This is a genomic window from Kitasatospora sp. NPDC001683, assembly GCF_053596495.1.
In genome coordinates this window covers 137,342-151,661 of record NZ_JBSFGK010000003.1, presented here as the reverse complement: position 1 = coordinate 151,661, position 14,320 = coordinate 137,342, and the positions used below count along the sequence as shown (strand labels likewise).

The 14,320-nt window shown below is 72.7% G+C and carries 14 protein-coding genes; 5 read left to right on the top strand and 9 right to left on the bottom strand.

Annotation, left to right across the window (positions count from 1 at the left end):
• Window positions 1–138: 138 nt before the first annotated feature.
• The 4 genes from ACWCYO_RS02605 to ACWCYO_RS02590 all read right to left on the bottom strand — a co-directional run bounded on the left by ACWCYO_RS02605 (window position 139) and on the right by ACWCYO_RS02590 (window position 4,597).
• Entirely contained in the window at window positions 139–525 is a 387-nt protein-coding gene (locus ACWCYO_RS02605) for a rhodanese-like domain-containing protein (protein ID WP_449783110.1), read from the bottom strand.
• On the bottom strand, window positions 519–1,109 hold the full coding sequence (locus ACWCYO_RS02600; RefSeq protein ID WP_270142348.1) for a cysteine dioxygenase: 591 nt from the start codon (window positions 1,107–1,109) through the stop codon (window positions 519–521). The genes ACWCYO_RS02605 and ACWCYO_RS02600 overlap by 7 nt, the downstream gene beginning before the upstream one ends.
• Before the next feature lie 200 nt (window positions 1,110–1,309).
• Window positions 1,310–1,387, bottom strand: a complete 78-nt coding sequence (locus tag ACWCYO_RS02595) for a putative leader peptide (protein WP_101948289.1) — start codon at window positions 1,385–1,387, stop codon at window positions 1,310–1,312.
• Between the two features lie 102 nt (window positions 1,388–1,489).
• Window positions 1,490–4,597 (bottom strand): hypothetical protein, encoded by a 3,108-nt coding sequence (locus tag ACWCYO_RS02590; protein ID WP_449783109.1) that lies wholly within the window; start codon window positions 4,595–4,597, stop codon window positions 1,490–1,492.
• A 437-nt stretch (window positions 4,598–5,034) separates the two neighbouring features.
• On the opposite strand from ACWCYO_RS02590, the gene ACWCYO_RS02585 reads away from it, so the two are divergent.
• The 4 genes from ACWCYO_RS02585 to ACWCYO_RS02570 all read left to right on the top strand — a co-directional run bounded on the left by ACWCYO_RS02585 (window position 5,035) and on the right by ACWCYO_RS02570 (window position 10,095).
• Window positions 5,035–5,877, top strand: coding sequence for a nitrilase-related carbon-nitrogen hydrolase (locus ACWCYO_RS02585; RefSeq protein WP_270142345.1), 843 nt, complete (start codon window positions 5,035–5,037; stop codon window positions 5,875–5,877).
• Window positions 5,878–5,888: 11 nt separating this feature from the next.
• A complete protein-coding gene (gene hydA / locus ACWCYO_RS02580) occupies window positions 5,889–7,319 on the top strand; it encodes a dihydropyrimidinase (protein WP_270142343.1) in 1,431 nt (476 codons plus the stop codon).
• Window positions 7,320–7,478: 159 nt separating this feature from the next.
• Complete coding sequence (locus ACWCYO_RS02575) at window positions 7,479–8,492, top strand: TIGR03842 family LLM class F420-dependent oxidoreductase (protein ID WP_270142341.1); 1,014 nt, start codon at window positions 7,479–7,481, stop codon at window positions 8,490–8,492.
• Window positions 8,493–8,520: 28 nt separating this feature from the next.
• On the top strand, window positions 8,521–10,095 hold the full coding sequence (locus ACWCYO_RS02570) for an NCS1 family nucleobase:cation symporter-1 (protein ID WP_270142340.1): 1,575 nt from the start codon (window positions 8,521–8,523) through the stop codon (window positions 10,093–10,095).
• Here the strand turns inward: ACWCYO_RS02570 and ACWCYO_RS02565 are convergent.
• Window positions 10,031–10,360: a glycosyltransferase gene (locus ACWCYO_RS02565; protein WP_449783144.1), complete on the bottom strand. Its 330-nt coding sequence runs from the start codon at window positions 10,358–10,360 to the stop codon at window positions 10,031–10,033. The genes ACWCYO_RS02570 and ACWCYO_RS02565 overlap by 65 nt on opposite strands.
• Before the next feature lie 129 nt (window positions 10,361–10,489).
• Here ACWCYO_RS02565 and ACWCYO_RS02560 point away from each other — a divergent pair, with 129 nt between their 5' ends.
• Complete coding sequence (locus ACWCYO_RS02560) at window positions 10,490–10,756, top strand: GlsB/YeaQ/YmgE family stress response membrane protein (RefSeq protein WP_270142338.1); 267 nt, start codon at window positions 10,490–10,492, stop codon at window positions 10,754–10,756.
• Between the two features lie 252 nt (window positions 10,757–11,008).
• On the opposite strand, the gene ACWCYO_RS02555 is transcribed toward ACWCYO_RS02560, so the two are convergent.
• The 4 genes from ACWCYO_RS02555 to ACWCYO_RS02540 all read right to left on the bottom strand — a co-directional run bounded on the left by ACWCYO_RS02555 (window position 11,009) and on the right by ACWCYO_RS02540 (window position 14,290).
• Complete coding sequence (locus ACWCYO_RS02555) at window positions 11,009–11,926, bottom strand: ADP-ribosylglycohydrolase family protein (protein ID WP_449783108.1); 918 nt, start codon at window positions 11,924–11,926, stop codon at window positions 11,009–11,011.
• 109 nt (window positions 11,927–12,035) lie between these two features.
• Window positions 12,036–12,623, bottom strand: coding sequence for a TetR family transcriptional regulator (locus ACWCYO_RS02550; RefSeq protein WP_270142335.1), 588 nt, complete (start codon window positions 12,621–12,623; stop codon window positions 12,036–12,038).
• 68 nt (window positions 12,624–12,691) lie between these two features.
• Complete coding sequence (locus ACWCYO_RS02545) at window positions 12,692–13,705, bottom strand: aldo/keto reductase (RefSeq protein ID WP_270142333.1); 1,014 nt, start codon at window positions 13,703–13,705, stop codon at window positions 12,692–12,694.
• Between the two features lie 105 nt (window positions 13,706–13,810).
• Complete coding sequence (locus ACWCYO_RS02540; protein ID WP_449783107.1) at window positions 13,811–14,290, bottom strand: hypothetical protein; 480 nt, start codon at window positions 14,288–14,290, stop codon at window positions 13,811–13,813.
• Between the last annotated feature and the right edge of the window lie 30 nt (window positions 14,291–14,320).

Sequence of the window (14,320 nt, the reverse complement as noted above, 5' to 3'; positions counted from 1 at the left end):
CATCTCCTGTCCCTGATTTACGACCCGGCACGCGGCACGCACGCCGCACGCACTCGGCCTGCCCGCGGCCTGCACGCCGCACGCACCCGAGACCCGGCACCCGGCATTCACCGGACGCACGTCCGGCGTGACGACGGTTCAGCCTCCGGAGCGGGTCGGCAGTCCGTCCGCCGCCCAGCCGGCGAACCCGCCGTCCAGGTCGGTCGCCCGGTGCAGTCCGAGTTCGCGCAGTGAGGCGGCGGCCAGGCTGGAGGCGTAGCCCTCGGAGCAGACCACGATCACCTCGACGTCGTAGCCCGAGGCCTCGTGGATGCGGTGACTGCCCGTCGGGTCGAGCCGCCACTCCAGGACGTTGCGCTCGATGATCAGCGCGCCGGGGATGTCGCCCTCGGCCGCCCGTTGCGCCGCCGGACGGATGTCCACCAGCAGCGCGCCCTCCAGGTGGGCCTGGTACGCCTCCCGGGCGCGCGGGCGGTGCACGCCCTCGCGGGCCCGCTCCACCAGGTCGTCGATCGTGGTCACCATTGCTCCGGTCCTTCCTCCGAGGTGCGGACGAGCCCGCCGGCCCGCAGGTCGTAGTGCGCCATCGAGCTGAGCGGGGGTGAGTAGGCGTGCAGGGTGACGGCCGGGCCGGAGGCGGTGTTGCGTACGTCGTGCACGTACTCCGGGCCGAAGGCTCGGGCGGTGCCGGCCGGAATCCGGCGGATCAACAGACCCTGGTCCGGGCCGCCGAGGGAGAGCTCCTCCAACTCGCCGAGGGCGACGGTGAACGCGCCGCGCGAGCCGCCGTGGTCGTGGAAGCCGGTCGACTGGCCGGGCAGCCAGCTGATCAGCCACACCTCGTGGTCGTCCTCGGCCACCAGGCGTTGGTACCAGCGCTCCTCGGTGGAGAGGCGGACCAGGTGGATCCACTGCTCGGGCTGCTCGGCCAGCTCCCGGACGACGGTCCGCAGGGCGTTCGGAGTGAGCGGGGCGTTCGGGGTGTGCAGGGCGTTCGGGGTGTGCAGGGCGTTCGGAGTGAGCGGGGTGTTCGGCCTGTGTGGGGCGGCCGGGGCGAGCGGGGCATTGGGGGAGTGCGGCGGGGTCTCGGAGGCGAGGTCCAGGCTCATGGGGCGTCCTCGGGTGCGGCGGTGCGGCGGGAACGTCGGCAGGGGTGCGCCCGGGGCCGGCGGTGTGGCGTGGCTGCGGAGCGGCCGGTCACGGCACGCACGGGTGCCGTCGGGCGGGCGGGGTTCAGAACTGCGGGTGCGGGTGTGCGGTACGGGCCCTGGCAGGGGTCACAGGGCGGGACCGGCGGAGTGGAGCAAGGTCAACAGGCACAGATGGAACTCGCCTGGCGTCGCAGATCGACGTGCAGGCGGCAAACCAGAGTGGTGCCGGAGTCCATGCACGGGATCCTTTCCGAGCCGGTCGGACGAAGTCAAGCCGGGGCGCCCGTCTGTTGCGCCCTGTTAACTCCCCCGGCTCGACGTTCGCCCCGACCTCCGGCTCACCCCTCCGCAGGACGGCGGGGCACCGGCGGAGCCGCCGCGGAGTGGCCGGACGGCGTCGCGGGCGTGTCGCCCGGCGGCTGGGCGGGGACGGGCGCGGCGGGGACGGGCGCGGCGGCCGCGAGGGCCTGCTCGATCACCGGCCCGGCCTGCTCGCCCAGGTAGCGGCCGAGCGTCTGGTAGGCGTCGAACTGCTGGTGGTCGAACCACTGGTCGCTGGTGCCGTCGTTGGGGAAGGCCCGGTTGGCCACCGCGTAGGAGTGCAGCTCGTACGGCATGTCGGCGGTCAGGACCGCCTGGAGGACGACCAGTGTGCCGTGCCGCTCGGAGTCCGGTTCGCCGGCGACGGCCGGGTAGTGGATGTCCCCGGTGATCACGCCCCGGACCGAGAGCCGGTCGGCGAGCTGGGCCGCCAGGCCCTGCAGGGGCGTGCCGCCGCCGTCCCGGTCGGTGGTGGCGCTGCCCGGGATCAGTACCTCGGGCTGGTGCAGGGTGATGACGATGCCGAGCTCCTCGTGGGCCAGGGTGATCGCGGCGGCCAGGTTGCCGGCGTAGCCGGAGTCCCCGCTGGCGTCGATGCTCACCGCCGTCCGCACCCGGTGCCGCAGCAGCTCCACCAGACCGAGGTTCTCGTAGTGCCCGCCGTCGGTGGTGAGCAGGAAGCGGTCGTCCGCCGGGAACCGGCCGGTCAGCTCCCGGAGTTGGTACGGGAGACGGCGGACGGCGGGCTGCCCGGGGCGGCGCCAGTCCGGCGTGCCGGACCAGGCCGGGCCGAGCTGCTCCGGGTTGGGCAGCCACGTCCCGAGCCGGGCGTTGGTCACCGCGAACAGCCCCTGGTAGACCCGGGACTGGCGGCCCATCGCGGAGGAGAAGGCGGCGCCGGACACCGCCATCGCCGATTGGACGGTGAGGTCCCGGGCGATGTGCCGCCGGGTGCGCCGCTCCAGCAGGTCGGTGCGCGCGTACCCGACGTCCGGTCCGCCCACGTAGTCGTGGGAGAACGAGAAGGAGACCGCCCGACGGCCGGGCGGGGTACGGGAGTTGCCGGACAGGTTGGCCGCGGCCGAGAAGATCACCTGGGGGAAGTCGGGGTGCCGGGCGGCGTAGTGGCTCAGCCAGGTCTGCTCGCGGTAGAAGTCGTACCGGCGGGCCAGCGAGCGGCCGCCCTCGGTGACCCGGCGCACCGCGAAGGCCGAGGCCAGGCGCAGCCGGTAGAACGGGTGCAGGCTCATCCAGGTCTGGTCGAGGTTGAGCCCGACCGCGCCGAGTACCAGCGGCAGCAGCACCTGGACGGCCGTCGGCCAGGCGTACCCGGTGGCGACCGCCCAGCCGAGGGCCAGCAGCGCGCCCGCCGTCAGCGCGGTGAGGGCGGCCCACACCACGAGGTACTGGGGGAGGTTGGCGGTCAGCCCGCCGCCGAACCGGCCCGCGCCGCGCAGCGCCCCGCCGAGGGCGCTCACGCCCCGGCCGATCGCCCGGCGGTCGCGCCAGAGTATGCCGAGCAGAAGGGCGAGGTAGCTGAGCACCACGGTCAGACTGAGCCCGGCGCCGGTCAGCTGCGGGCCGGCCGCCAGCGCCTGTTGGAGCCGGACCGCGCCCCAGGCCAGGCCCGGCACCGCCAGCACCCCGAGCGCCAGCAGGCCGGCCAGTGCGAGCGCGGCGTGGTTGAGCCGGCGCAGCGCGCGCGGTAGCAGCGCGTGCCAGCCGAGCGGGGGGAAGGCCAGCAGCCAGAGCAGCCAGCACCCGGCCGCGGCGGCCAGCAGCGCGCCGAGGGCGGCCAGTGCGGGTGTACGGAACGCCAAGTCGCCCGGCACGGCGCCCGGGTGGCGCAGGCCGGCGGGCGCCAGGGCACTCAGGTCGGTGAGCGGGACGGCGTGGTAGAAGCGGCTGAGGCCGAGGCCTAGCACCAGGACGGCGGCCAGCAGCAGGGTGAGCGCGGACAGCACGCCGCGCAGCAGCGTCCCGAGGGCGACCAGCCACTCGCCGGCGCCGTCGGCGATGTACTTGCTGTGGCGGCGGAGGTGGTCCTCCTCCGGGGAGCCCGGCTCCATCACGGTGTCGGCCGTCAGGCCCGAGACGGCGCGCACCGGACTGCCGGGCGCGGAGTCGCTGAGCGCCAGCTGCAGCGCGCCCACGGTGTAGCCGCCGCCCGAGACCGAGACCAGGTAGCGTGCCCGTTTCAGCCACGGGCGCAGGGCCTGGAGCGCGCCGAGCGTGACGCAGGCCGAGCGGATGCCGCCGCCGGAGGCGCAGAAGCCCAGCTCGGCGGGCTCGCGGCCGGGCGGCACCCGGCCGGCGTCCCGCCAGTGGGTGTGGGCGCCGGGGGCATCGGCCGTCACCCGCTCCTGGTGCGGAGGCCGGCCGCGCCGTGCGGCCACCGGCCACGGCGGGATCAGCGCCGGCCGCCCGGGGTCCCGCTCCTCGGCCGGCTTCCCGGCGGGGGACCGGAGGCCGCGTGCCGCCCGGGCGGCCGTCACCGCCAGCAGGCCCGCGGCGGCCGTCCCGGCGGGCAGGAGCAGCAGCCAGGCGACGGCGGCGAGCGCTGCGGCCACCGCGAAGGGGCTGTCCGACCCGCCGTGGTCGAGCCCGAGGCGCAGCAGGACGTTCGCCGCGAGGTCGCAGCCCGCCGCGAGCAGCCCCGCGGCCCCGACCACGAGCGCCGAGCCGAGCCGGAGCCGCCGCCCGAGCACGTACCCGCCCAGCAGCGCGGCGGCCACCAGCGTCAGTCCGTAGCCGGCGATCAGCCAGGGCTCGGCGCGCAGTTCGGCCAGGTACGCCGAGGAGCGCTCGCCGACCACCGCCTCGGCGGCCGCCCGGGAACCGGCCAGCTGTAGGGCGGTCAGGCCGGTCCGGGGCACCGGGCCCCGGCTCAGCAGGAGGCCGAGAGCGAGCGGCAGCAGGGCCCCGAGGGCGAGCAACAGGCCCGCCCAGGCGGGCAGGGCAGGCGGACGCCCCACCGGGCCGTCGCCGCCGGTGGCTCCGGCCGTGCCGGTCGGCGTCGACGCGCCCGTCGGTGCCGTGGTGTCCGCCGTACGCTCCCCGTGTTCCCCGTGTCCCTCCTTCTCCTCGTGTTCCTGGCGCTCCTCGTGCTCCTCGACCGCTGCCATCCGTACTACCCCCGTTCGGCCTCCTGCCGACCGTCGATCCCCGTGTCCGATCCCCGAAGTCGGGCTGCAACGCCGTCGGATGACGGTCCGTCGCGGCGTCCACGCGCGTTCTACCCCGCCGTGGCGGATTCCGCACCCTCGGTGACCGCTTTCACTCGAATGAGTAAGGAGCTCACCTCCGGGGTAGATGAGCGTTTCATCCCACTCAGGACTGATCGCGTGTCCGCGTAACAAGATCGCCCCAGACGCGTTACCGCCAACGTATTGTCAGGCCACCGAGGCCCGGCCTACCGTCTACAGATCGCTTTCTACGCACGTAGACCCATCACGTAGACCCCCTGCGGTTCCCCGAGCGGACCCGCAGGGTGAGACCGCCCCGTCAACCCTCAGACCGCGGGCCCGACCGCACGGCCGGCCGCGGAGTTGCGGAGGTACCCATGTCGCAGATCGTCCGTGCCGCGCTCGTCCAGACCCGCTGGACCGGCGACCAGGAGAGCATGATCGCGCTCCACGAGCGGTACGCCCGCGAGGCCGCCGCCCAGGGCGCGAAGATCATCGGCTTCCAGGAGGTCTTCAACTCCCCGTACTTCTGTCAGGTCCAGGAGCCCGAGCACTACCGCTGGGCCGAGGCCGTCCCGGACGGCCCGACCGTGCGCCGGATGCGGGACCTCGCCCGTGAACTCGGTCTGGTGATCGTCGTACCGGTCTACGAGGAGGAGCAGACCGGGGTGTACTACAACACCGCCGCGGTGATCGACGCGGACGGCAGCTACCTCGGCAAGTACCGCAAGCACCACATCCCGCAGGTCAAGGGCTTCTGGGAGAAGTACTACTTCAAGCCCGGCAACCTCGGCTGGCCGGTCTTCGACACCGCCGTCGGCAAGGTCGGCGTCTACATCTGCTACGACCGGCACTTCCCCGAGGGCTGGCGCGCGCTGGGCCTGGCCGGTGCGCAGATCGTCTACAACCCCTCCGCCACCAGCCGGGGCCTGTCCGCCTACCTGTGGCAGCTCGAACAGCCCGCCGCCGCCGTCGCCAACGAGTACTTCGTCGCGGCCATCAACCGGGTCGGCACCGAGGAGTACGGCGACAACGACTTCTACGGCACCTCCTACTTCGTCGACCCGCGCGGCCAGTTCGTCGGCGACGTCGCCTCCGACAAGGAGGAGGAACTCGTCGTCCGCGACCTCGACCTCGGCCTGATCGAACAGGTCCGCCAGCAGTGGGCGTTCTACCGCGACCGCCGGCCCGACGCCTACGGACCGCTCGCCGAGGCCTGAGGAGCACCGCGATGACCACCCGCGACCCGCAGCAGCGCACCGTCGTCCGCGGCGGCCTCGTCATCACCGCCACCGACGAACTCCACGCCGACGTCCTGATCGAGGGCGAGCGCGTCGCCGCCCTGGCCGCCACCGGCAGCGCCGCCGCCGAGGCCTGGACCGCCGACACCGTCATCGACGCCACCGGCCACTACGTCATCCCGGGCGGCGTCGACGCCCACACCCACATGGAGCTGCCGTTCGGCGGCACCGCGGCCTCCGACACCTTCGAGACCGGCACCCGCGCCGCCGCCTGGGGCGGCACCACCACCATCGTCGACTTCGCCGTACAGCCCGTCGGCGGCGCGCTGCGCGAAGGCCTGGACGCCTGGCACGCCAAGGCCGAGGGCAACTGCGCCATCGACTACGCCTTCCACACCATCGTCTCGGACGTCAACGACGCCGTCCTCAAGGAGATGGACGCGCTGGTCGACTCCGGCGAGTCCACCTCCTTCAAGCTCTTCATGGCCTACCCCGGCGTCTTCTACAGCGACGACGGCCGCATCCTGCGTGCCATGCAGCGCGGGGCGGCGAACGGCGGGCTGATCATGATGCACGCCGAGAACGGCATCGCCATCGACGTGCTGGTCGAACAGGCCCTCGCCGCCGGGCACACCGCCCCGCGCTTCCACGGCGAGGTCCGGCGCGAACTGCTCGAGGCCGAGGCCACCCACCGGGCCATCAAGCTCGCCGAGGTGGCCGGCAGCCCGCTCTACGTCGTGCACGTCTCCGCCGCCTCCGCGCTGGACGAACTCGCCCGCGCCCGCGACACCGGGCTCAACGTCTTCGGCGAGACCTGCCCGCAGTACCTCTTCCTCTCCACCGACAACCTCGCCGAGGAGGGGGCGGACGGCTTCGAGGGCGCCAAGTACGTGTGCAGCACGCCGCTGCGACCGCGTGAACACCAGGCGGCGCTCTGGCGGGGGCTGCGCACCAACGACCTCCAGGTGGTGTCCACCGACCACTGCCCGTTCTGCTACGTCGGGCAGAAGGAACTCGGCCGCGGCGACTTCTCGAAGATCCCCAACGGCCTCCCGGGCGTGGAGAACCGGATGGACCTGCTGCACCAGGCCGTGGTGGACGGGCACATCAGCCGGCGCCGCTGGGTCGAGATCGCCTGCACCACCCCGGCCCGGATGTTCGGGCTGCACCCGCGCAAGGGCACCATCGCGCCGGGCGCGGACGCCGACCTGGTCGTCTACGACCCCACTGCGGTGCAGACCGTCTCCGCCGCCACCCACCACATGAACGTGGACTACTCGGCCTACGAGGGCCGCAGACTCGCCGGCCGGGCCCGGACGGTGCTCTCGCGCGGCACCGTGGTGCTGGACGACGGCCACTGGCTCGGCCGGGCCGGGCACGGCACCTTCCTGCGCCGCGACACCTGCCAGTACCTGACCTGATCCCTCCGCCTGATCCCCGTTCCCCTCTCCTTTTCCGCTCTCCTTTCCCCCTTTCCTTCTCTCCTTCTCTCCTTCTCTCCTTCTCTCCTTCTCTCCTTCGAACCCGCCGTCGCCCGGTCGGTGATCGGGCGGCGGCCCACCCCCTCCCCGGAGTCACCCATGGACATCGGCCTCGTCCTGCAGACCGACCCGCCCGCCCGCCTGCTCATCGACCGGATGATCCGCGCCGAGCAGGCCGGGTTCAGCCACGGCTGGACGTTCGACTCCTGCGTGCTGTGGCAGGAGCCCTTCGTCATCTACAGCCGCATCCTCGCCGAGACCGAGCGCCTGACCGTCGGCCCGATGGTCACCAACCCCTCCACCCGCACCTGGGAGGTCACCGCCTCCCTGTTCGCCACGCTCAACGACATGTACGGCAACCGCACGATCTGCGGCATCGGCCGCGGTGACTCCGCCATGAGGGTCGCCGGACGCCGACCCGCCACCCTCGACCGGCTCTCCCAAGCCATGCACACCATCAAGGAGTTGGCCGAGGGACGTACCGTCGAGGTGGACGGCACCGAGATGCACCTGCCGTGGGTCGGCCCCGGCGCCGCGCTGCCGGTCTGGATGGGTGCGTACGGCCCCAAGGCGCTAGCACTGACCGGGCGTCAGGCGGACGGGTTCATCCTGCAGTTGGCCGACCCGTACCTCACCGAATACATGATCAAGGCGGTCCGAACGGCGGCCGCCGAGGCGGGCCGGGACCCGGCCTCGGTCACCATCTGCGTGGCCGCGCCCGCGTACGTCACCGCCGACGACTCGCCCGCCGCGCTCGCCCACGCCCGGGAGCAGTGCCGCTGGTTCGGTGGAATGGTCGGCAACCACGTCGCGGACCTGGTCAGCCACTACGGCGAGCACTCCGGCCTGGTGCCCGACGCCCTCACCGACTACATCAAGAACCGCGAGGGCTACGACTACAGCCACCACGGCCGGGCCGGGAACCCCGACACGGCCTTCGTCCCGGACGAGATCGTCGACCGCTTCTGCCTGATCGGTCCGGTGGAGGCCCAGCGTGCCCGGCTCGCCGAACTCCGCTCGCTCGGCGTCGACCAGTTCGCCGTCTACGCCATGCACGACGCGGTCGAAGCCACCATCGACGCGTACGGAACGGACGTCATCCCCCAGCTCTGATCACCACTGCGGCAGACGGGAGTTGCCCATGGCCGACACCGCGACCGGCGGCGGAAGACAGCGGCAGCACCCCGACGGCCGGGTCGAACTCGACCCGGCCGAGGGGGAGTTGCCTCCCAATGGCTTCACCAGCGACGACCTCCGGCCGGTCCCGGTGCGGCGGCGCACCTGGACCACCTACAACTTCCTCGCGCTCTGGGTCGGCATGGCCCACAACATCCCGTCCTGGACACTGGCTTCGGGCCTGGTCGCGATCGGGATGGACTGGAAGCAGGCGGTGCTGACCATCGCCCTCGCCAACCTGATCGTGCTCGTTCCGATGCTCCTTACCGGGCACGCCGGCACCAAGTACGGCATTCCGTTCCCGGTCTTCGCCCGGGCCTCGTTCGGCCTGCGCGGCGCCAATCTGCCCGCGCTCATCCGGGCGGCGGTGGCCTGCGCGTGGTTCGGCATCCAGACCTGGATCGGGGGCGAGGGGATCTTCCTGCTGGCGGGCAAGCTGTTCGGCGAATCCTGGCGCACGGCAACGGAGTTCGGCGGTTACCCGTGGACGCAGTGGGCCTCCTTCCTGCTGTTCTGGCTGGTCGAGATGGCCATCATCGCCCGGGGGATGGAGGCGCTGCGGCGCTTCGAGAACTGGGCGGCGCCGTTCGTCATCGTCGGCGCGCTCGCCCTGTTGGTGTGGATCGGGGTCAAGGCGGGCGGGCTGGGACCGCTGCTCGACCAGCCGTCCAAACTGGGCTGGGGCGGCGGGTTCTGGAAGGTCTTCTTCCCGTCGCTGATGGGGATGATCGGGTTCTGGTCCACGCTGTCGCTCAACATCCCCGACTTCACCCGCTTCGGCGGCAGCCAGCGGGCCCAGATCCGCGGCCAGGCGCTCGGCCTGCCGACGACGATGACGCTCTTCGCGCTGCTTTCGGTGCTGGTCACCTCCGGTTCGGAGGCGGTGTACGGCGAGCCGGTGTGGGACCCGATCAAGCTCGCCGCGAAGATGGAGAGCCCGGTCGCCATCCTGTTCGCGCTGCTGGTCGTCCTGGTCGCGACGCTGTCGGTGAACATCGCCGCCAACGTCGTCTCGCCGGCCTACGACCTGACCAACCTGGTGCCCCGGTTCGTCAACTTCCGTACCGGGGCGCTGATCACGGGCGTGGTCGGGATCGCGATCTTCCCGTGGAAGCTGACCGCCGACCCGCACGTCTACATCTACGTCTGGCTGGGCGTGGTCGGCGGTCTGCTCGGCACGGTCGCCGGGGTGCTGATCGCGGACTACTGGGTGCTGCGCCGCACCCGCCTCCGACTCGCCGACCTCTACCGGCCGTCCGGCTCCTACTGGTACGCGGCCGGCTGGAACTGGCGCGCGGTCGTCGCCCTACTGATCGGCGGCCTGCTGGCGGTCGGCGGCTCGTACTCCAGCCTCGACGAGCACGGCACCAAACAGGGCCCCTTCCCGGTGGACGGCCTGATCCCCTTCCTCAAACCACTCGCCGACTACGGCTGGGCCATCGGCTTCGCTTCGGCCTCGGTGGTGTACCTGGCACTCAGCGGGCTGGTGCCTGGCCGAGGGAGTTCAGCGAACAGATTTCAGATGACGGATGACAGATGATGAAATCTGTCATCCGTTCCCGGCCATCTGTTCGCTGTTGCCTCCACGGCGGTCCGCTGTCGGCCCGCAGCAGCCGTCGGCCCTCGGCGGAGGCGAGTTCGGCGCGCGGGTCGACCGGCAGCGGGCGGAACTCCAGTCCGGCGGCCCGTACGGACTCGGCGAGCGTGGTGTGGGTGGCGCCGGCCACGTGATGTCCGGCCGCCCGCAGGCGGACGCCGAGTCCGGTGAAGGGGGCCACGTCGCCCCGGGAGCCGACGGTGGCGATCGGGGTTCCGGATGGCCGGATCGCGACGCTCGGGGAGTCTGGTCGGAACCGGGCCGGTGGGAGGCGGCGTCCTTCGGGGCAGGCGCGCGGGACGGGGCCGTCGCGCCATGGACCGGAGGGATGGGTCGGATGAGCATCATCGCGTGGATCGTGCTGGGCCTGGTGGCCGGGGCCCTGGCCAAGCTGCTGTTGCCGGGGCGGGACCCGGGCGGGCTGATCGTGACGACCCTGATCGGGATCGCCGGCTCCTTCGTCGGCGGCTGGATCGCGTCGCACTTCCTGCACCGGTCGATCACGGCGCGCTTCTTCGACGGGCCGACCTGGGTGTCCGCGATCGGCGGGGCGCTGGTGCTGCTGATCGCGTACCGGCTGCTGTTCGGCAACTCGCGCCGCTGACAGGGGCGTTCGGAGCGGTTCGACGGGCCGGCCCCCGCTCCACGGGCCGGCCCCGGGGGAGAGGGGGTGCCGGCCCGTCGAGCGCGCCGGCTAGCCCCGCCCTTCGCACGGCACGCGGGAGAGTGAAGATCGAAAGCCCGAATTGGCATGGCTCGACATAGAATCGAACCCTGCCCGAGCGTTCGCATCGTGAGACTCCGATGCCACCGTCGCTCGGTTATCGATCTTCACGCCCATGTGCGAAGTCCGGGGCTAGCGGGCCGTCGTCGCCTCGGCGATCCAGCCGGGCAACTCCTCGCAGGCGGCGAGCCAGCGGGCCGGGACGTCGCTGAGCCCGGTGCGGCCGGCGACGACGCCGGCGGCGATGGCGCAGGTGGTGTCCATGTCGCCCCAGCCCGCCAGGGTGTGCCATAGCGCTTCGGGCAGTGAGTCCAGGTGCCCGGCGGCGGACCAGAGGGCGAACGGGACGGTGTCCGGGGCGGAGATCATCAGCCCCGAGCCGAGCACGCCGGCGGCGTGCCGGACGCTGGTGCGTTCCGGGAACCGGGCGGCGATCCGCAGGCCGGAGCGGACGTCGCTGTCCGGCAGGCGGTCGGCGACCTCGGTGAGCAACTCGGCCCGGCCGGGCGGACGCAGACCCCGGCTCCGGACGGCGAGCGCCGTGGCGAGCGCGACCGCCACCGCCCCGGCCACCGCCTCCGGGTGGAAGTGGGTGGTGAGCGCCTGGAGTTCGGCCTGCCGGGCCACCTCGTCCAGGTCCTCGGCGAACCAGGCACCCAGCGGGGCGACCCGCATCGCGGCGCCGTTCCCGTACGAGCCCTGGCCCTCGAACTGGCCCGAGGTGATGGCGCGCCAGTCCCCGCCGGAGCCGATCCCGCGCAGCACCCGGTGCATCGACGGGCCGTACTTGCGCTGGTACTCGCGGGCGTACTCGGCCGCGAACTCCCCGGCCAGCGCGTCCTGCCGGACCTCGCCGTGGACGGTGAGGTGGCGGACCAGGACGAGGGCCATCGCGGTGTCGTCCGTCCAGTGCCAGGGCGCTGGGCGGACCGCTCGGGCGGCCAGGTCGGCGGGTGCCTCGTCCGCCGGGACGGAGAACCACCGGTCGCCGAAGGCGTCGCCGAGCGCGAGCCCCCGCAGGCTGTCCAGGGCCGGGGCGGCCGCACGCATGTCATCCTCCAAGTGAGATCAACTGGGTGCGACAGTCTGCCGGAGACGCCGAGGCGCCGGCGACCGGATTTCGCTCCGGTCGCCGGCGCCCCGACGTGACGGCCGCCGGCTACTTGGCCTTCAGGCCGCCGAGAACGAGCTTCCAGACGGCCTTGAAGCGCTCGTCCGCGGTCGGCTCGGACCAGGTGGCCGCGAACACCGGGTCGTGGAAGGGCGCGGTGGCGTCGAAGACCGCGCGCGCGGTGCTGAGGATGTGCGCGGGCTTGAACTCCTTGCGCTCCACGCCGTCCTGGAAGATCTCGGCGAGTTGCTTGACCAGGGTCTCGATGTGCGCGTCGACGACGGCGCTGTTCTCCTCGGCCAGCACCAGGTAGGTCGCGAACAGCTCCGGGTCGTCCAGCGCCTTCTTCCGCTTGGCCGCGAACAGCGTGCTCAGCCAGTGCTGGAGGCGTTCGGAAGCGGTGCCGGAGTCCTCCGAGATGGCCTTCAGCTCGAAGTGCGCCTGGTCGAGCCAGCGCTGGGTGACCGCCTCGCGCAGGGCCGCCTTGCTGGGGAAGTGGCGGTAGACGCTGCTGTGGCTGACGCCGAGTTCCCGGGCGACGTCCACGACAGTGGCCTTGGCCGGGCCGAACCGCCGGAGGACTTCCTCCGCCGCGATCAGGATCTGCTCGGCGGTGAGTGCGGTGTCCGTGGTCACGGGGGCCGTCCTTAGGGTCGTGCGGTCGGGATGCTGCGGAGGGTTTCCGCTGGTCAGCGTGGGATCGGTCAGCGCTCGCTGTCCAGGCGCGCCATCTGGTCGGCAGCGTACCGGTCGCCGGCGGCGGCTCCGGCGGGGACGGCGGCCTCGATGGCGGCGAGGTCGGCCGGGGTCAGCGTGACGTCCAGCGAGCCGAGGGCCTCGGCCAGCCGGTCCCGGCGGCGGGCTCCGACCAGCGGGACGACGTCCTCACCGCGCGAGGCCACCCAGGCGATGGCGACCTGGGCGACGCTCGCCCGCTTGTCGTCGGCGACCGCGCGCAGCGCCTCGACCAGCGCGAGGTTGTGGGCCAGGTTGTCGCCCTGGAAGCGCGGGCTGTGGCCGCGGAAGTCGGTGCCGGCGAGCGAGCGGTCCGGGTTCCAGTGGCCGCTGAGCAGGCCGCGGGAGAGCACGCCGTACGCGGTGATGCCGATGCCCAGTTCGCGGGCGGCGGGCAGGACGGCGGACTCGATCGAGCGGGAGAGCAGCGAGTACTCGATCTGCAGGTCGCTGATCGGGTGCACGGCGGCGGCGCGGCGCAGGGTGTCGGCGCCGACCTCGGAGAGGCCGATGTGGCGGACGTAGCCGGCCTTCACCAGGTCGGCGATGGCGCCGACGGTCTCCTCGATCGGGACGTCCGGGTCGAGACGGGCCGGGCGGTAGACGTCGATGTGGTCGGTGCGCAGGCGGCGCAGGGTGTAGGCGAGTGCGGTCTTGGTGGCGGCCGGGCGGGCGTCGTAGCCGAGCCACTGGCCGTCCGGGCCGCGTTGGGCGCCGAACTTCACGCTGATCTGCACGCCGTCGCGGTCGCGGCCGCGCAGGGCCTCGTGGATCAGCAGTTCGTTGTGGCCCATGCCGTAGAAGTCGCCGGTGTCGAGGAGGGTGACCCCGGCGTCCAGCGCGGCGTGGATGGTGGCGATGCTCTCGGCCTCGTCGGCGGGGCCGTAGAGGTCGGACATGCCCATGCAGCCGAGGCCGAGGGCGGAGGTGACGGGGCCGGAGGTGCCGAGGCGGCGCTGGGCGGGGCGGGAGGTCGAGGTCATGAGGGCTCCAGGGCGTGCGGTGCCGGGTGGGCGAAGGGCGGTGTGACCCGGGTCTCACTATGGCATGACAGCGAACAGATTTCAAAATCTGTTCGCTGTCTTTTGTCATTTGTTCGCCCCGGACACGATCACGTCGTAGCGCTCGCCGCCGGTCCCTCCGGTCTGGATCGTGGCGTCGGCCGCCTCCGGCAGCTCCTCCACCCGGCATGCCGACAGCCGCAGTTCCACCCCCGGCCGGCGGGCGGCCAGGACCAGGTCCTCCCGCAGCCGGTCGGCGAACCGCGGGTTCGCCTCGACCACGTGCAGCCAGTTGCCCGGGCGCAGCACCCGGGCCAGCCGGCGGGTCACCACGCCCGTTCCGGCCCCGACCTCCAGTACCGAGATCGGCCGGTTCGGGCGACTGGTGGCCGGTACCACCAGCGCGTCCACCAGGTCCGGGCCGCTCGGCGCCAGCGCGCCGGTGTCGTGGAAGGTACGCAGCGCCTCGGCGAGGAACAGCAGGCGGTCGCCGCCGTGCGGTGAGGGGTCTGAACTGCGGTGCCGTGGAGGGGCGTCGATCCTGGGGCTGAGCTGTCCGGTCGTCATGTCGCCGACGCTAGGGAGGCCGCCGCGGCC